General features: G+C 68.8%; 15 protein-coding genes. 13 read left to right on the top strand and 2 right to left on the bottom strand.

The genetic code is table 11. The annotated features are described in order from the left end of the window. Window positions 1–18 precede the first annotated feature (18 nt). From ACXC9Q_RS15320 to ACXC9Q_RS15270, 11 genes are all read left to right on the top strand, one after another. Window positions 19–1,005, top strand: a complete 987-nt coding sequence (locus ACXC9Q_RS15320) for a threonine/serine dehydratase (RefSeq protein ID WP_457057173.1) — start codon at window positions 19–21, stop codon at window positions 1,003–1,005. A 168-nt stretch (window positions 1,006–1,173) separates the two neighbouring features. Then, entirely contained in the window at window positions 1,174–1,971 is a 798-nt protein-coding gene (locus ACXC9Q_RS15315) for a COG4280 domain-containing protein (RefSeq protein ID WP_457057172.1), read from the top strand. Then, window positions 1,968–2,186 carry a hypothetical protein gene (locus ACXC9Q_RS15310; RefSeq protein ID WP_457057171.1) on the top strand — a complete coding sequence of 73 codons (219 nt, stop codon included), beginning with the start codon at window positions 1,968–1,970 and terminating at the stop codon, window positions 2,184–2,186. Before ACXC9Q_RS15315 ends, ACXC9Q_RS15310 begins: the two co-directional genes overlap by 4 nt. A gap of 169 nt (window positions 2,187–2,355) precedes the next feature. Then, window positions 2,356–3,807: a TldD/PmbA family protein gene (locus tag ACXC9Q_RS15305; protein ID WP_457057170.1), complete on the top strand. Its 1,452-nt coding sequence runs from the start codon at window positions 2,356–2,358 to the stop codon at window positions 3,805–3,807. Continuing rightward, a complete protein-coding gene (locus ACXC9Q_RS15300) occupies window positions 3,804–5,126 on the top strand; it encodes a metallopeptidase TldD-related protein (protein WP_457057169.1) in 1,323 nt (440 codons plus the stop codon). Before ACXC9Q_RS15305 ends, ACXC9Q_RS15300 begins: the two co-directional genes overlap by 4 nt. Window positions 5,127–5,201: 75 nt before the next feature. Continuing rightward, entirely contained in the window at window positions 5,202–5,849 is a 648-nt protein-coding gene (locus ACXC9Q_RS15295; protein WP_457057168.1) for an MBL fold metallo-hydrolase, read from the top strand. Continuing rightward, entirely contained in the window at window positions 5,846–8,146 is a 2,301-nt protein-coding gene (locus ACXC9Q_RS15290; protein ID WP_457057167.1) for an aminotransferase class III-fold pyridoxal phosphate-dependent enzyme, read from the top strand. The genes ACXC9Q_RS15295 and ACXC9Q_RS15290 overlap by 4 nt, the downstream gene beginning before the upstream one ends. 38 nt (window positions 8,147–8,184) lie before the next feature. Continuing rightward, window positions 8,185–9,093 (top strand): ribonuclease Z, encoded by a 909-nt coding sequence (locus ACXC9Q_RS15285; protein WP_457057166.1) that lies wholly within the window; start codon window positions 8,185–8,187, stop codon window positions 9,091–9,093. A 104-nt stretch (window positions 9,094–9,197) separates the two neighbouring features. Beyond that, window positions 9,198–10,322, top strand: a complete 1,125-nt coding sequence (locus ACXC9Q_RS15280) for an EfeM/EfeO family lipoprotein (protein WP_457057165.1) — start codon at window positions 9,198–9,200, stop codon at window positions 10,320–10,322. Continuing rightward, window positions 10,319–11,518: an iron uptake transporter deferrochelatase/peroxidase subunit gene (gene efeB / locus ACXC9Q_RS15275; protein WP_457057164.1), complete on the top strand. Its 1,200-nt coding sequence runs from the start codon at window positions 10,319–10,321 to the stop codon at window positions 11,516–11,518. Before ACXC9Q_RS15280 ends, efeB begins: the two co-directional genes overlap by 4 nt. A 20-nt stretch (window positions 11,519–11,538) precedes the next feature. Then, complete coding sequence (locus ACXC9Q_RS15270) at window positions 11,539–13,146, top strand: phospholipase C (RefSeq protein ID WP_457057163.1); 1,608 nt, start codon at window positions 11,539–11,541, stop codon at window positions 13,144–13,146. Between the two features lie 103 nt (window positions 13,147–13,249). On the opposite strand, the gene ACXC9Q_RS15265 is transcribed toward ACXC9Q_RS15270, so the two are convergent. Then, window positions 13,250–14,194 (bottom strand): helix-turn-helix transcriptional regulator, encoded by a 945-nt coding sequence (locus ACXC9Q_RS15265; protein ID WP_457057162.1) that lies wholly within the window; start codon window positions 14,192–14,194, stop codon window positions 13,250–13,252. Window positions 14,195–14,255: 61 nt separating this feature from the next. On the opposite strand from ACXC9Q_RS15265, the gene ACXC9Q_RS15260 reads away from it, so the two are divergent. Then, window positions 14,256–15,398 carry an epoxide hydrolase family protein gene (locus ACXC9Q_RS15260; RefSeq protein WP_457057161.1) on the top strand — a complete coding sequence of 381 codons (1,143 nt, stop codon included), beginning with the start codon at window positions 14,256–14,258 and terminating at the stop codon, window positions 15,396–15,398. An 8-nt stretch (window positions 15,399–15,406) separates the two neighbouring features. Here the strand turns inward: ACXC9Q_RS15260 and ACXC9Q_RS15255 are convergent, their stop codons facing one another. Continuing rightward, window positions 15,407–16,237 (bottom strand): oxidoreductase, encoded by an 831-nt coding sequence (locus ACXC9Q_RS15255; RefSeq protein WP_457057160.1) that lies wholly within the window; start codon window positions 16,235–16,237, stop codon window positions 15,407–15,409. A 96-nt stretch (window positions 16,238–16,333) separates the two neighbouring features. Here ACXC9Q_RS15255 and ACXC9Q_RS15250 point away from each other — a divergent pair, with 96 nt between their 5' ends. After that, complete coding sequence (locus ACXC9Q_RS15250) at window positions 16,334–16,891, top strand: TetR family transcriptional regulator (RefSeq protein ID WP_405069018.1); 558 nt, start codon at window positions 16,334–16,336, stop codon at window positions 16,889–16,891. The last annotated feature ends 175 nt before the right edge of the window (window positions 16,892–17,066 follow it).

Raw genomic sequence — 17,066 nt, 5'->3', positions numbered from 1 at the left:
CCCGATGAAGGGGCGCGCATGACACAGATCGAACAGATCACCCCGGCGGCGAGTGCCGCCCGCTCGGAGCAGGTCGCGCCACAGCTGCGCGAGCACCTCGTCCTCACCCCGTTGGTGAAGTACGACGTGTTCAGCGAGGAACTCGGCGCGGAGGTGCTGGTGAAGTCCGAGCACCTGCAGCGCACCGGCTCGTTCAAGGCGCGCGGCTCGATGGCGAAGATCCTCACGCTGACCGACGAGCAACGGGAGCGCGGCGTCGTGACCGCCTCGACCGGCAACCACGGTCTGGGCGTCGGCAACGCCTTGGCCACGCTCGGTGGTCACGGCATCGTCTACCTGCCGGAGAACGCGTCGCCGAGCAAGGTCGCGGCACTGCGCCGGCTCGGCCTCGAACTACGGGCCGAGGGCAACGATTCCGGCGTACTGGAGCCGAAGGCCCGCGCGTACGCCGCCGAGCACGACCTGACCTACGTGCCGCCGTACAACGACCCGGACATCATCGCCGGGCAGGGCACGGTCGGGGTGGAGATCCTCGAGCAGCTCGGTGACCGGCGGCTCGATGCGGTGATCGTCGCGGTCGGTGGCGGTGGGCTGATCAGCGGGGTCGCGTCGGTGCTCAAACAGCACCTGCCGGGGATTCGCGTGTACGGCGCCTCACCGGTGCGCGACGACGCGATGGCCGCGTCGGTGCGGGCCGGCGAGATCATCCAGATCGACGCGCAGGAGACCTTGTCCGACGGTACGGCGGGCAGCGTCGAACCGGGCAGCATCACCTTCGACCTGTGTCGCGAGCTGGTCGACGACTGGGTCCTGGTCAGCGAGGACGCGATCAGCGCCGCGCTACGGATGGTGATCGACACCGAGCACCAGCTGATCGAAGGGTCCGCCGCGATGGCGTTCGCGGCCGCGCGGGCCCGGCGGACCGAACTGGAAGGACAACGCGTCGTGGTCGTGTCGTGTGGCGGCAACATCTCGTCGAGCACGCTGGCGGCCGCGCTGGCCTGACCCCCTCCCCGGCCGTGGCACCCGAGGCGACTCCCTGATCGTCTCGGGTGCCTCGGCATGCCCGCATCCGGCCGTCTCAGCGGGTGTGCACCCGTCATTGACACCCGGAGATCTATGTAACTATCGTTTCGTGCAGCATATGTTTCATCTGACGTGAGGAAGTGAGAGATGGACGCGGCAACGTGGGGACTCATCATCGCGACGTTCGTCGCGTGTTTCGTGGAGATGGTGGAAGCCACGACGATCGTGATGGCGATGGGCTACACCCGGAACTGGCGGTCGGCGCTGGTCGGCACCTTCGCGGCGCTCGGTGCGCTCGCGGTGGTCACGCTGGCGGCCGGCTACGCGCTGGCGAACTGGCTGCCGGAGTCGGCGCTGCAGCTCGCGATCGGCGGTCTGCTGCTGATCTTCGGCCTGCAGTGGTTGCGCAAGGCGATCCTGAGATCGTCCGGGCGCAAGGCGGTGCACGACGAGGACGCGATCTACCGCGAGGAGGTCGAGGCGGCCAAGGCGGCCGGTGAGACCAAGCAGGGCCTGGACATGTTCGCCTTCATGGTCTCCTTCAAGGGCGTCTTCCTGGAGGGCATGGAGGTCGTCTTCATCGTGCTGACCTTCGGCCTGAACGCGAACAACATCCCGGCCGCCAGCCTCGGCGCGATCGCCGCCGTGGTGATCGTGCTCGGTATCGCCGTCGCGCTGCGCCGGCCACTGTCGATGATCAACGAGAATCTGCTCAAGTACGGCGTCGGCCTGCTGTTGGCATCCTTCGGGACCTACTGGGCGGTCGAGGGCATCGGCATCTTCCGCGACGGCCGGGAGAGCCTGAACTGGCCCGGTCACGACCTGATGATCCTGGTCCTGCTGGCGGCCTGGTTGCTGCTCAGCCGGATCTTCATCGCCGTGCTGCGCAAGCCGGTCGCCGCGGCGCCGGCCGCCGCCGGCGTTCCTGTGGAGGTGAAGAAGTGAAGTTCCTCAAGGCCTTCGGGCAGTTCTGGTACGACTTCATCATCGGCGACGACTGGAAGATCGCCGTCGCGGTCGTCCTCGCGCTGCTGGTGCTGTTCGCCGCGATGACGATCGGGCTGTTCGGCGACACCGGACTGACCCTGCTCGGCGGCGCGCTGGTGGTGGTGGCGTTCAGCATCAGCCTCGCCATCGACGTCCGCCCGAAGCGGCGGTGACGCCCGGATTTCCCTGTCCTGCTTGACGGAACGGCCCCGCACCCAGCTGTGCGGGGCCGTTCTCTTTTCTGCCGCTCTGTAGCAAACACCACGTCTTCTCAGAATCTCGTAGTATCTGCTACAGTGCCGGAAGAAGCACCTTTCACCCCCACGACATCGGAGGATCCAGATGCGAGATACCGCCGAAACCGTGCTCGCGCTCCTGCCGTCCGACGTTCAGTACGGCGATATCCGCGTGGTCCGCCGGACCCACGAGCAGGTTCTGGTCGAGCTCGACGGCCCGGGGGAGGTGAACTACGACGACTCCCTGGGACTCGGACTGCGGGTCGTGATCGGTGGCCACTGGGGTTTCGCGGCCACCCACCGGCTGGACCCGGACGGCATCGACGCGGTCATCGCCCAGGCGGTCGGTCAGGCCCGCGCCGCGGGCGGCGGTGGTCACGTCGCGCTCGGACAGCCTGTGACAACGCGCGACAACTGGTCGTCGCCGATGGAGATGGACCCGTTCACCGTCCCGCTGTCCACCAAGCTGGACCTGCTGTCGGCCACCGTGAAGGAGGCGACAACCGCGGGACCGCTGGTCCAGCAGATCGAGGCGTCGGTGGACTTCTACCGCGACGAGAAGGTGTTCGCCAACACCGAGGGCGCGCTGATCGAGCAGACGCTGACCGAGAGCGGCGGTGGCCTGATGGTCAACGCCGGCGACGGGAACGACGTCCAGCGCCGATCCTTCCCGCAGGGTGTGCCGCGGCAGATCCGCGGCCAGCGCGGCGACTTCGCCACGGCCGGTTTCGAGCACGTGCTGTCGCTCGGCCTGCCGGAGAACGCGGCCCGGGTCGCGTCGGAGGCGGTCGCGTTGCTGACCGCGCCGCAGTGTCCGGACGAAATCACCACCCTTGTTGCTGGTAGCAACCAACTGGCGATGGTCCTGCACGAGTGCGCGGGCCACCCGATGGAGGCCGACCGCGCGCTCGGCACCGAGGCCAGCCTGGCCGGTGGCACCTACGCCACCCCGGAGCGGCGCGGCACCTTCCGCTGGGGTACGCCGATCGTCTCGGCCTACGCGGATGCGACCATCCCCGGCGGGCTCGGCTCCTTCGCGTACGACGACGAAGGCGTGCCGGCGCAGCGCACCCAGCTGGTGAAGGACGGCATCTTCCTCGGCTACATGTCCGGACGCGAGTCCGCGGCCGCCCTCGGTGACGAGCCGAGCGGCGCCTCCCGGGCGGACGGCTGGCAGCGGCTGCCGCTGGTCCGGATGACCAACATCTGCCTCGAGCCGGGCGAGTCGTCGCTGGCCGAGATGATCGCCGGCACCAGGCGCGGCATCCTGGTGGACACCAACCGCGGCTTCTCGATCGACGACCAGCGGATGAACTTCCGCTTCCAGACCGAGATCGGCTGGGAGATCCGCGACGGCAAGGTCGGCCGGATGCTGAAGAACTGCACCTACCAGAGTGACACCCCGACCTTCTGGGGCAGCCTCGACGCCCTCGGCGGACCGGACGAGTGGAAGCTGCACGGCGTCCCGTCCTGCAACAAGGGCGAGCCCCTGCAGGTGGCCCACGTCGGCCACGGCACCGTGCCCGGACGTTTCCAGAATGTGCAGGTGGGACGATGAGTATCGATCAGGCAGAGGTCCAGCAGGCGCTGGAGATCCTCGGCGACGGCACCCGGCTCGACATCCTCGGCGAGAACGCCGACCTGTTGCGGTACGCCGAGTCCGAGATCACCGCCCAGCACAGTGAGCGCCGGATGCGGGTCCGGGTCCGGATCAACCGCGACGGCCGTGCGGTCGCCGGTTCGCTGGAGACCCTCGACCCAGAGGCGGTTCGCGTCCTCGCCGACCGGCTGAGCGCGGCCCTCGCCGAGCTGCCCGACGGCCCGGTGAGCAGCGCCGTCCCGGCTGACCACTCCGCCGAGACGCCCGTGATCCCCGCGTCCGGCTCGGTGCTCGAGTCCGACCCCGCGGTCCGCCACCATTGGTTCACCACCGTCCGCGACGGCCTCGCCCCGGACATGAAGCTCGGCGGCGCGATCCGGTACGACGTGCTGGACCGGGTGGTCGCGGACTCCACCGGGCTGTTCCGGTCCGAGACGTTGACCAAGGCATCGATCCAGGCGATCGCGAAGCAGGACGGCCGGTCGGCCAGTGTCAGGTTCATGCACCGCGACGCCGACCAGATCCCGATCGAGGAGATCCCGGGCCGGCTCCGCGAGGCGCTGACGCCGCTGCCGATGGGCGAGGCGCACCACGGCACCTGCCGGGTGCTGCTGAAGCCGCAGGCGGCCAACGCCCTGATCGCCACCTACGGGTACGCGGTCCTCGGCGCGAACGCCTATGCGACCGGGCGGTCCGCGGTGGCCGGCCGGCTCGGCGAGCAGGTCGCGAGCGAGCTGATCACGCTGGTCGACGACGGCTGCGACGCGGACGGACTGCCCAGCGGATTCGATGCTGAGGGCAACGTTCGGCGTCGGACCACGTTGATCGAGCACGGCGTGCTGACCGGTGTCGTCTCCGACCAGCGCCGGGCCGGCGTCACGGGCGGGGTGCCGACCGGTCACGCCGTACCGGATGGTTGGCGGTTCGGTGGCGATCCGGTTCCGTCGCACCTGTTGCTGGAGGCCGGCGAGTCCACCGAGGACGAGTTGCTCGCCGAGTGCGGGAGCGGTCTGGTGGTGAATCGGCTCGACTACCTGCGGGTGCTGCATCCGAAAGAGACGCTCGTCACTGGGACCACCCGTGACGCGACGTACTGGGCCGAGGACGGCAAGCTCGTCGCCTGGCATCCGCAACTGCGGTTCACGTTCCGGATGGACGAGGTGATGAACGCCATTCTGGGCGTCGGCTCCGTGCGGGAGCGGTGTGACCAGACCTTCATGGAGAGCGTCGTCGTACCGTCACTGCTGATCGATGCCGGTCCGCTCGTCCTCCCCTGAAACCAGCAGCGCCCCGTGCATCGCGTGCTCATCACCGCCGCGGGGCGCTGCTGCTCCACCCCAGCGAGGCAGATCATGGCCACACCCTCGGTGCACACGCTGCTCAACGGCTACCTGATGCCGACCGATCAGGGCAATCCCGCCTTCTGTGCCGTCTACCTGATCGAGAGCGACGACGGCCGGATCGTGTTCGACTGCGGCCACGTCGGTCGCCGCAAGGCGTTGCTGGCCGCGCTCTGCGAGCGGGGCCTGAGCCCGGGCGACATCGCCACTGTCGTGGTGTCGCACGGACACTGGGACCACCTGCAGAACGTCGACCTGTTCCAGCGAGTGGTCATGCATCCTCACGAACTGCGCTACCTCAAAGCACCGTCGCGCCGCGACCTGGGTACGCCGCCTTGGACGTCGGCCGTCCTCGACGGACTCGACGTCCAGGAGGCGAGCGAGGGTGAGCAACTCGCGTCCGGGGTGCGTGTGGTCGAGTTGCCGGGCCACACGCCGGGGTCGATCGGCCTTGCTGTCGACACCGATGAGGGGACCGCTGTCCTGACCGGGGACGCTGTTCCCGCTGCCGGGGTGCTGCTCTCCGGTGAGTCGCTGGGCCGGGCTTTCGACTCGGGTCGGGCCCGCGCATCGATCGAGCGGGTCGCCGAGCTGGCCGATGTCGTTCACCCTGGTCATGACAAGTCCTTCCGGGTCACCCGTGCGGAGAGGTCGCGATGAACCTGATCACCGGACAGACGGCCAGCCTGGTCGAGGAGCCACCGGCGGTCGACCTGGCCACGGCCACGGACTTCCTGCGCACCCGCTACGGGATCGCCGCCGAGCTCGAGGCCCTGCGCAGCGAGCGCGACCTGAACTTCCTGGCGACCGCCGACGGTCGCCAGTTCGTCGTCAAGGTGTCGAACTCCGGCGACGATCCGGCGCAGATCGCGATGGAGAGCGCGGCGATGCGGCATGTCGCCGAGGTCGACCCGGAGCTGCCGATTCCGCGCATCGTGGACGCGGTCGACGGCGCGCGGACGGTGACCCTGCGGGCTGCGGACGGCCGGGTGCACCAGGTGCGGGTGATGACCGTGATGCCGGGCGCGGTCGGTGATCTCACGGCGCTGCCCGACGACTTCGCGGCCGACTTCGGTGCGGTGTGCGCGCGACTGACGCGGGCGATGCAGGGATTCATCCACCGGGCGGCGGATCGCCGGCTGGACTGGGATCCACGGCTCGTCACCGCGTTGCGGCCGTTCGCGCAGCAGTTGCCCGACCCGGCCCGCCGGGAACCGATGGAGGAGCTGCTCGATCGCTTCGAGCGGTTGGCGGCGGCGACCCGCCGGCTGCCCGCGTTCGTGGCACATGGTGACCTGACCTTGAGCAACGTCCTGATCGAGGCCGGGCGCATCTCGGGGGTGATCGACTTCGGCGACATGCACCACACCGCCCGGGTGTGCGACCTCGCGATCAGCCTGACCTCGTTGCTGCGAGAGTCCGCCGACCCGTGGCCCGCGGCCGGCGCGTTCCTGGACGCGTACCAGCGAGTGCTGCCGTTGGAGCCCGACGAGGTGGAGCTGGTCGGTGAGCTCGTGCTCGCCCGGCTCGCCGCGAGTGTGCTCATGTCGGCCTGGCGGGCGCCGCTGTATCCGGACAACGAGGAGTACCTCACCAGTCTGGTGGCGGGCAGTTGGCACGGGCTCGACCTGCTGGCCGGTCTCGACCCGGCCGAGCTGGCGGCTCGCTTCCACCGCCTGTGCGGGACGTCGCGAGTCGCGTCGTCCCAGCTCCCGGATCCGACCATCGGCGATCGGCGATCGGCCGCGATGGGTGGCCAACTCTCGCCCCTGTTCTATCGCGAACCGTTGCAGGTCGTGCGGGCTGCCGGGGCCTGGGTCCACACCGCCGACGGCCGTCGCTATCTCGATGCCTATAACAACGTTCCCGTTGTCGGGCACGCGCATCCCGCGGTGGTCCAGGCGATCTCCCGACAGGCCGCGACGCTCAACATCAACTCGCGGTACCTGCATCCGCATGCGGTCGAACTGGCCGAGCGACTCACGGCCACCATGCCCGCCGGCCTGGACACCTGCGTGTTCGTCAACTCCGGTAGCGAGGCCAACGACCTGGCCTGGCGGATGGCGCGGGTCGTCACGGGCCGCTCCGGTGTCGTCGTCGCGGATCTCGCGTACCACGGGGTCAGCGAGGCAACCGCCGCTTGGTCGACCAACACCTACCCACCCGAGCAGCGTCCAGCCCACGTCGCGACCTTCGAGGCCCCACGGCTGGATGCGGACGGTCAGCAGCCAAGCGGAGTGGAGGCCAGCCGGCGGGTCCGGCTCGCGTACGACGACCTGCGTCGAGCCGGCCACGACGTGACGCTGCTCGCGGTCGACTCGGTGTTCAGCAGTGCCGGCATCCTCACGCCCACCGGACAGTTCATGCGCGGACTGCAGGACGAGACCCACGCGCTCGGCGGTCTCTTCCTCGCGGACGAAGTACAGGCCGGCTTCGGACGCGGCGGACGCAATCTGTGGCGGTTCAGCGATTTCGGGCTGACGCCGGACTTCGTCACGCTCGGCAAGCCGATGGGCAACGGTCATCCGATCGCCGCGCTGATCACGCGCCGCGAGATCGCGGAGCAGTTCGCCGCGGTCGACGAGTTCTTCAGTACGTTCGCGGGCAACCCGGTGTCGTGCGTCGCCGCGCTGACCGTGCTCGACGTGATCGAGCAGGCCGGCCTGGTCGAACGATCCGGCCGGATCGGCAGCGAGCTCGCGGTCGGGCTGGCGCCGCTCGTGGCGAAGCTGCACCCAGCCGCGCGGGTCCGCGGCCAGGGGCTGATGGCCGGCGTCGCGATTCCTGCGGACCTGCCGCTGACGGCGGCGGAGCTCGCGGAGCGACTACGCGTCCAGGGCGTGCTTGTCGGGACGACCGGTCCCGGCGGGAGTGTGCTCAAGATCCGCCCGCCACTGATCTGGGGGCACGAACATGTGGAGCAGTTCCTAGCAGCCTTGGTCGCCGCGCTCCCGTAGACGCGTCGTCCGCAGGCGCCTGCATTAGCCTGAGGTCTGTGCGCGAACTCGTTGTGCTGGGCACCGGTAGTCAGGTGCCGTCTCGTGAACGCACGCAGAACGGGTACTTCCTGCGGTGGGACACCGAGGGTTTCCTGTTCGATCCGGGTGAGGGCACGCAACGGCAGATGCTGTACGCCGGGGTCGCGGCCGGGGCGATCACCCGGCTGTGCGTGACGCACTTCCACGGCGACCACTGCCTCGGAGTACCTGGGATCGTGCAGCGCCTGTCGCTGGACGACGTACCGCATCCCGTCTGGGCGCACTATCCGGCGTCGGGTCAGAAATACTTCACCCGCCTGCGGTACGCCGCGTCCTTCTTCGAGCGAGCCGAGTTGGTCGAGGAGCCGGTCGAGGAGGACGGTCTGCTCTCCGTCGGCTCCTTCGGTCAGCTGTGGGCACGTCGGCTGGAACACCCGATCGAGTCCTTCGGCTACCAGGTGATCGAGCCCGACGGTCGCCGGATGCTGCCGGACAAACTCGCTGCCCTCGGCATCGTTGGTCCGGCCATCGGTCGGCTCCAGCAGGCCGGCTCGCTCGAGACCGACGGCCGGACGGTGCGGATCGAGGACGTCAGCGAACCTCGTCCAGGTCAGCGGTTCGCCTTCGTCATGGATACCCGGCTGTGCGAGAACGTGCTCCGCCTGGCAGCCGGCGCCGACCTGCTCGTGATCGAGTCCACCTACCTGTCGCCGGAGTCCGAGTTGGCCCGCCGCTTCGGTCATCTGACCGCCCGCCAGGCGGCCCGCGTCGCCCAGGAATGCGGCGTCCGCAAACTCGTCCTCACCCACTTCTCCCAGCGCTACCTCGAACCTGAACGCTTCCACGAAGAAGCCGCCGCCGAGTTCTCCGGCGAGATCGTCGTAGCCGCCGACCTGACCCGCACCCCGGTCCCGTCCCGCCGCTAAGGCGAACAGTGCGTGACGAGTGGGCCAACAGTGCTTGAGTTCCGTCACAGCCCAATTAACATCACCCACGAATGTAAATCGCCGATCATCAGGAGCGACCAGTCGTGCGCACTCCCCGTCCGCTGCCGGCGGCGATCGCACTGGTCGGTGTTGGCGCGTTGGTGGCGGTTGCGGTGTGGCGGCCCTGGGCCGGCGCCGCCGACGCGGCCAGTGGCCCGCCCCAGATCACCGTGTCCCGCAGCCAGTGCGGCCAGGGCTGGACCGACCCGACGACCGGTCGGCAGACGATCATCGTGCACAACACCGGCGACGCGGCCGCCGAGGTCGACCTCGTCGAGGTCACCAGCAACAAGGTGTACGGCGAGGTGGAGGGCCTGGGCCCGAACACGAGTGCGCCGATGGACGTGCAGCTCGGCGCCGGCCGGTACGCGATCCGCTGCCTGATCGAGGACACCGAGGCCATCACCGGCCCGAGTGTCACTGTTGCGGGCGACGCGAAGGGTGGCCCGGCCGCGGTCGCCGTCACCAAGAACGACATGTTGCCGCTGGTGAAGCAGTATGAGGCCGGGGTCGCTGCCGGCGTCGCCGACCTGGCCGCGAAGACGGACAAGCTGCGCCGCGATGTGGACGCGGGCAACCTGGATGCCGCCCGGGCCGACTGGCTGCCCGCGCACCTGGCGTACAACTCGCTCGGCGCGGCCTACGACGCGTTCGGCGACTTCGCCGACAAGATCGACGGATCCGATGCCGGCTTCCATCCGCTGGAGAAGGGCCTGTGGCACAACGCTTCCGTCGCCGGGCTGAAGCCGATTGCGGACCAGCTGGCCGTCGACGTGCACGGTTTGCAGCATGACCTGCCCAACGACCAGGTGGACCCGAACGATCTCGGGCTGCGCGCCCACGAGGTCATGGAGAACGCCCTCCAGTTCGAGCTGACCGGCGAGAACGACCAGGGCAGCGGTACGTCGCAGAAGACCGCGCTGGCCAACCTGGATGGCACGGCGAAGGTGCTCGCCATCCTCAACCCGGTGCTCAAGCCGCGTTACCCCGACCTGGCCCAGGTGCAGAAGTGGGAAGGCCGGGTGCGCGCGTTGCTGACCGCGCATCAGAACACCCCGGTCGACCAGTTGGACCGGACCACCCGGGAACAGCTCAACGGCGCGGTCGGCCAACTGCTGGAACTGCTCGCCCCCGTCGCCGCCATCTGCGAAGTCCGGAGGAGCTCATGAGTGGCGTCGGGCGTCGGTCCTTCCTGCGCGGGGCGCTGGCCGGCGCGGGCGCGGCGGCGGTGACCGGGCTCTCGGTGTCCGCCGACGCGGCGACGTCGACGTCCGTGGCGTTCCACGGCGTGCACCAGGCCGGCATCACCACCGACCCACAGAAGCAGGCCATCTTCGCGTCGTTCGACGTGATCGCGGCGGACAAGGGCGAGCTCACCGAGCTGTTCAAGACGCTGACCGACCGGGCCCGGCTGCTGACCGCTGGTGGCGCGCTGCCACCGCTGGGCATCACCGCCCCGCCGGCCGACTCCGGCGTACTCGGCCCGGACATGCCCGGCGACGACCTCACGGTCACGGTCGGCGTCGGCGCGTCGCTGTTCGACGACCGGTACGGCATCAAGGACCGCAAGCCGGCGAAGCTGACGGCGATGAAGGAGTTCCCCAACGACAGCCTGGACGACAGCCAGTGCCACGGGGATCTGAGCCTGCAGCTCTGCGCGTCGGAGACCGACACCGTGCTGCACGCACTGCGCGACATCGCCCGGCACACCCGCGGCGCGATGCAGCTGCGCTGGCGCGTCGACGGCTTCCAGAACCCGCCGCGGCCGTCCGGCGCCCAGCGCAACCTGATGGGCTTCAAGGACGGCATCGTCAAGCCGGCGTCGGCCGACCACGACAAGCTCGTGTGGGTGGGCAAGGACACAGGCAACAGCGAGCCGGCGTGGACCGCGGGCGGCAGCTACCAGGTGCTGCGCCAGATCCGGATGCTGGTCGAGTTCTGGGACCGGGTGTCGGTCGGCGAGCAGGAGAACATGTTCGGACGGCGGCGGGACTCCGGCGCACCGCTGGACGGCAACAGCGAGACCGATCTCCCCGACTACCCGGCCGACCCGACCGGCGGGGCGATCCCGCTGACCAGCCACATCCGCGTCGCGAACCCGCGCACCGCGGAGACCGCGGCCAGCCAGTTCCTGCGCCGCGGCTACAACTACGACAAGGGCACCGACTCGGTCGGGGACCTGGACCTGGGGCTGTTGTTCTGCGCCTACCAGCAGGACATCGCCCGGCAGTTCGAGGCCGTGCAGACCCGGCTGATCGACGAGCCCCTCGTCGACTACATCCGGCCGGTCGGCGGCGGCTACTTCTTTGCGCTTCCCGGTGTACGGGACGGCAACGACCACCTTGGGCGGTCGTTGCTTGCATGAGTCACTCAGAAGGAGAAGGCATGCGTGCAAGACTCCGTGTCGCAGCCACGGCCGCTGTGGCCGCGACGGGTTTGTTGCTGGCCGGCTGTAGCGGCGGCGACACCCATCAGGTGGCCAACGCCGCCTATTCGTACAAGGTGGTCCGCCCGACCACGCCGATCCAGCATGTGGTGGTGATCTTCGGCGAGAACATCTCGTTCGACCACTACTTCGGCACGTACCCGAAGGCCACCAACGAGAACGGCACGCCGTTCACGGCGGATCGGCACACGCCCAAGGTGAACGGCCTGTCGAAGCAGTTGCTGACCAACAACCCGAACGCCTACGACCCGAAGCGGCTGGCGCCCTCGCAGGCGCTGACCTGCGACCAGAACCACGGCTACGGCCCGGAGCAGAAGGCCGTCAACGGCGGCAAGATGGACAAGTTCGTCGAGAACACCGAGACGGACAAGTGCACCGGCCAGCCCGTGCTGTTCGGCGAGCCGGGCCTGGTGATGGACTACTACGACGGCAACACCGTCACCGCGATGTGGAACTACGCCCAGCACTACGCGCTGAGCGACAACTCGTTCGACACGGTGTACGGCCCGTCGACCCCGGGCGCGCTGAACCTGATCTCCGGGCAGACCCACGGCGGGCAGGCCGTCGACCCGAAGACCGGCCAGCCCACCACTGACGCCTACGCAGTGCAGTCGCCGGACAAGGACGGGATCGGCACCATCACCAACGACCCCGACCCGTACTACGACGACTGCTCCAACGGCAACGGCAAGTCGGCGAACAACCTGGCCGTGATGCACGGCCAGAACATCGGCGACCTGCTCAACCAGCGCCATGTCACCTGGGGCTGGTTCCAGGGCGGCTTCAAGCCGACCGGTTCCGCCAACGGCAAGGCCGTCTGCGGCGCGCAGCACGCCAACGTCGGCGGCATCGCGGCGCTGGACTACAGCCCGCACCACGAGCCGTTCGAGTACTACAAGTCGACGGCGAACCCGAAGCACCTGCCGCCGAGCTCGGTGAAGGCCATCGGATACACCGACCAGGCCAACCATCAGTACGACACGTCGGACTTCGACGCGGCCGTCGCGGCGAACAACCTGCCGGCGGTCAGCTTCCTGAAGGCCGGTGAGTACCAGGACGGCCACGCCGGCTACTCCGACCCGCTGGACGAGCAGGCCTTTGTGGTCAAGGAGATCAACCAGCTGCAGAAGTCCAAGGAGTGGGCGTCGACCGCGGTCGTCCTGGCCTACGACGACTCCGACGGCTGGTACGACCACCAGAAGTCGCCGACCGTGAACGGCTCCAAGGACGCGGCGCTCGACCAGGCGGCAACGTGTGGCAAGGCCCCGGTGTCCGGCGGGTACGCCGACCGCTGCGGCTACGGCCCGCGCCTTCCGCTGCTGGTGATCTCGCCGTACGCGAAGAGCAACCACGTCGACCACTCGCTGACCGACCAGAGCTCGGTCCTGAAGTTCATCGAGGACAACTGGCGGACCGGCCGGATCGGCGACCACTCGTTCGACCAGCGTGCCGGCAGCCTGACCGGCATGTTCGACTTCCGGCAGCACCCGAGTAACAAGAAGCTGATCCTGGACCCGAAGACCGGGGCCGTCGTCAGCAACCACTGATCGTCAGTAACCGCCCTGGTCGGCGAGAAAATCGTCGATCAGGGCGTTCACCTCCGCGGGAGACTCCAGCCCCGCGAGATGAGCAGATTGTTCGCGCTACTGCTCATAGCGGCGCGACCGAGGCGGCCAAGCGCGTCGCCAGGCCTTGGACGTGCTCGATCAGCTCGGGTGGCGACTGGACCTCGAACGGGTGTCCGAGCAGGCCGAGATGAAGAGCCAACTCGTCGAGGGAGTTGGCGCCTGCCTCGACGAGAGTCGTCGTCGCGTCGACCGGAGTCACCGTCGCGACGCTGGGCGCGAACCGATCCGCCACCTGCTCGGCCGGCGCCTGGACGAGGAAGCGGGCCTGGTACCGGTAGCCACCGGAGGCGATGCCACGAGCGGTGGTGCCCAGGTCCGGCACCTCGCGCGGAGTGAAGCGCGGCCCGGTCGGGATCCGCGGCTCCAGCCGGTCGAGCCGGAACGTGCGCCAGTCGGAGCGGTCCAGGTCCCACGCGACCAGGTACCAGCGCCGGCCCGTGTGCACGAGCCGATGCGGCTCCGTCGTACGGGTTGTCGCCGTACCGTCGTGGTTGCGGTAGTCGAAGCGCAGGCGCTGGTGATCGCGCGACGCCGCGGCTGTTGTGAGGAGGACGTCCGGATCGACCGGCGGGCTACCGGACGGGGTGACGGCGACCGCCTGGAGGAGCTTGATCCGGTGCCGCAGCCGGGACGGCAGGACCTGCTCGAGCTTGGTCAGCGCCCGGACGGACGACTCCTCGATCCCGGCCACGGAGCCGGTCGCGGCCGCGCGCAAGCCGATCGCGACGGCCACCGCCTCCTCGTCGTCCAGGAGCAGCGGCGGCAGCGCGGCTCCGGCCCCGAGCCGGTAGCCGGCTACTCCTGGCAGGGCGTCGACCGGGTAGCCGAGGTTGCGCAGCTTCTCGACATCCCGGCGGACCGTGCGGACCCCGACGCCGAGCTCGGCGGCGAGCGCGGCGCCGCTCCAGTCTCGCGGCGACTGCAGGAGCGACAGCAGTTTGAGGAGTCTCGCGGAGGTTTCCAGCATGACTCGATTCTTTCACTTGGTTAGGACCGAAGCTGTCCTAACCAGGTGAAAGAATCGAGACATGATCAAGCCCTACAGCATCGACATCCCGCAGAGCGCCCTCGACGACCTGGCGGCCAGGCTGGCCGCCACCCGCCTCCCCGCACCGCTGCCCGGTGACGACTGGGACACCGGCGTACCGGTCTCCTGGTTGGCCGAGTTGGTCGACTACTGGCGGACCAAGTACGACTGGCGGGCCGCGGAGGCGGAGCTCAACGCGTATCCGCAGTTCACCACCGAGATCGACGGTCAGCGGATCCACTTCCTGCACGTGAAGTCGCCCGAGGCGGACGCCTTGCCGCTGGTGCTGACGCACGGGTGGCCGGGCTCGATCGTCGAGTTCCTCGATCTGATCGGTCCGCTCACCGATCCGGTCGCGCACGGCGGTGACGCCGCGGATGCGTTCCATCTGGTGATCCCGTCACTGCCCGGGTTCGGATTCTCCGGGCCGGTGTCGGACAGCGGCTGGAGCCGGGAGCGGATCGGTCAGGTCTGGGCGGTGTTGATGGATCAGCTCGGCTACGAGCGGTACGGCGTCCAGGGCGGTGACATCGGTGGGGCCGTGTCGCCGGCGGTGGCGCGTGCGGCCCGGGACCGGGTCGTCGGGGTCCACACCAACGGTGGGCCTTCGCTGCCACCGTTCCCGTTGCCGGAGGAGGAGCTCGTGACGCTCACACCGCTCGAGCAGGACCGGATCGCGCGGATCGGCGGATTCCTGCAGAAGGAGTTCGGCTACATCTCGATCCAGTCCACCAGGCCGCAGACGGTGGCCTACGGCCTGGTCGACTCCCCGGTCGGTCAGCTGGCCTGGATCATGGACAAGTTCCGCGCCTGGACGTACCCCCTCGAAACCTTGCCTGAGGCAATCATCAGCAAGGACCGGCTGCTCACCAACGCGATGATCTACTGGCTCACGGGGACCGCGGGCTCAGCGGCGTACGTCGGCTACGCCCAGACGGAGCCGTGGGGCACCCGGCTCGAGAACTCCGGCGTGCCGACCGCGGTCCTGGCCTTCGCCCACGACGTCTGCATCCGCCGCTACGCCGAACAGGACAACACCATCACCCGCTGGACCGACGTCGACCACGGCGGTCACTTCGCCGCCCTCGAGGAGCCTGATCTGCTGGTCAGCGACGTCCGCGAGTTCTTCCGCGACCTGCGCTGACGCACTGGTCAGTCGAAGTCGGTGGAGGTGGTGAGCGGCGCCCAGGTTGCGGCTTCTTCGGCTCGGGAGTGGGAGGCGCGGCCCGCGTGTTCGAGGGCGTCCTTGCCGAGGAGGAGGCGCAGCGGGGGCGCGTCCAGGTCGGCGATCTCGAGGATGGCCAGGGCGGCCTTGGCCGGATCGCCGGCCTGTTTGCCGTCGGTTTCGAGGCGGTAGCGGTTCATCGCGCCGACGGTCGAGTCGTAGTCAGGGAGTACCGGAGCGATCGTCATCGACGAACCGCCCCAGTCGGTCCGGAACGCCCCCGGCTCGATGATCGTCACCTTCACCCCGAACGGCTTCACCTCGTTGCTCAGCACCTCCGAGAACCCTTCGACGGCGAACTTCGCGGTCTGATACGCCCCCATCCCCGGCGTCCCACCAACCCGCCCACCGATCGACGAGAACTGCAGAAAGTGCCCGGCCCGCCGCTCCCGGAACACCGGAAGGGCAGCCTTCGTGACGTTGACGACCCCGAACAGATTCGTCTCCAGTTGTGCCCGGAAGTCAGCGTCGGTCGTCTCCTCGATCGGCGCACTGTTCGCATAGCCGGCGTTGTTCGCGACCACATCAAGCCCGCCGAACGTGTCCAGCGCGGTCTGTACGGCGGTCCGCGCGGCGCCGGCGTCCGTGACATCAAGCGCGATCGCCCGGATCTGTTCGCCGTACTGCTCGACCAGGTCGTCGAGCTGCTCAGGCTTGCGCGCGGTGGCGACCACGCGGTCGCCGGCGGCCAGGACTGCCTCGGTGAGGGCGCGGCCGAGTCCACGGGAACTGCCGGTGATCAGCCAGATCTTGCTCATGATGGATTCCTAACTAACCAAACGGTTGGATACACGACCAGCTAACCAACCGGTTGGTTGGAAATCAACCAACCGGTTGGTTGCTAAGCTGGCGGCATGCAGCAGCGGAACGCCGACCGGACCAGGACGCGGATCCTCGCCGCCGCCACAGAGGAGTTCGCCGCGCGCGGGATCGCGGGCGCACGGGTGAGCCGGATCGCCGAGGTCGCCGAGTGCAACAAGGCGATGCTCTATGCGTACTTCGGCAACAAGGACGGGCTGTTCGACGCGGTGTTCACCGCGTCCGTGGACGCCTATCTGGACGAGGTGGGGTTCGACGCCGAAGACCTGCCGGCTTACGCGGGGCGGGTGTTCGACTACTTCGAGGCGCATCCCGATCACCTGCGGCTGTCGATCTGGTACCGGCTCGAGCGGCCGGAGGGTCAGTCGCTGGAAGCGATCCTCGCCGTCAACCAGAGCCGGCTCGACGAGCTGCAGCGGGGTCAGCGGCGGAGGGCGGTGCCGCGGGAGTTCACCGCGGTCAGTCTGCTGTCGCTGATCCAGGCGATCGCCACCAGTTGGTCGTCGATGAACCCGGAGTACATCGCCGCCGTACCGAACGAATCCGTGCGGCGCCGGGCGGTTGTGATGGCGGTCCGGAAGATTCTCAGCTGATTCATTGGCTGGCTCGATGGAGTTCTCAGCCTTGCGAGGTCTACTCGAATGCAGAGGGAACTGGCTGAGAGGGCAACCGCAATGAACGACAGCACGGGACGGCAGGGCGCTGAACAAGGGCCTGTGCAGGATCCAGGACACCAGCAGCACGCCGCACACCAATCCGGCGCGCAGC

It is taken from the genome of Kribbella sp. CWNU-51 (assembly GCF_054073265.1).
The sequence above is the reverse complement of the archived record's forward strand: the minus strand, read 5'-3'. Positions and strand labels throughout refer to the sequence as shown.

Excerpts from the sequence above, each read along its gene's own strand:
- ACXC9Q_RS15305 (WP_457057170.1), top strand. The coding sequence starts at position 2,356 with ATGCGAGATACCGCCGAAACCGTGCTCGCGCTCCTGCCGTCCGACGTT.
- ACXC9Q_RS15250 (WP_405069018.1), top strand. The coding sequence starts at position 16,334 with ATGCAGCAGCGGAACGCCGACCGGACCAGGACGCGGATCCTCGCCGCC.
- ACXC9Q_RS15320 (WP_457057173.1), top strand. The coding sequence starts at position 19 with ATGACACAGATCGAACAGATCACCCCGGCGGCGAGTGCCGCCCGCTCG.
- efeB (WP_457057164.1), top strand. The coding sequence starts at position 10,319 with ATGAGTGGCGTCGGGCGTCGGTCCTTCCTGCGCGGGGCGCTGGCCGGC.
- ACXC9Q_RS15265 (WP_457057162.1), bottom strand. The coding sequence starts at position 14,194 with ATGCTGGAAACCTCCGCGAGACTCCTCAAACTGCTGTCGCTCCTGCAG.
- ACXC9Q_RS15290 (WP_457057167.1), top strand. The coding sequence starts at position 5,846 with ATGAACCTGATCACCGGACAGACGGCCAGCCTGGTCGAGGAGCCACCG.
- ACXC9Q_RS15295 (WP_457057168.1), top strand. The coding sequence starts at position 5,202 with ATGGCCACACCCTCGGTGCACACGCTGCTCAACGGCTACCTGATGCCG.
- ACXC9Q_RS15260 (WP_457057161.1), top strand. The coding sequence starts at position 14,256 with ATGATCAAGCCCTACAGCATCGACATCCCGCAGAGCGCCCTCGACGAC.
- ACXC9Q_RS15270 (WP_457057163.1), top strand. The coding sequence starts at position 11,539 with ATGCGTGCAAGACTCCGTGTCGCAGCCACGGCCGCTGTGGCCGCGACG.
- ACXC9Q_RS15255 (WP_457057160.1), bottom strand. The coding sequence starts at position 16,237 with ATGAGCAAGATCTGGCTGATCACCGGCAGTTCCCGTGGACTCGGCCGC.
- ACXC9Q_RS15315 (WP_457057172.1), top strand. The coding sequence starts at position 1,174 with ATGGACGCGGCAACGTGGGGACTCATCATCGCGACGTTCGTCGCGTGT.
- ACXC9Q_RS15300 (WP_457057169.1), top strand. The coding sequence starts at position 3,804 with ATGAGTATCGATCAGGCAGAGGTCCAGCAGGCGCTGGAGATCCTCGGC.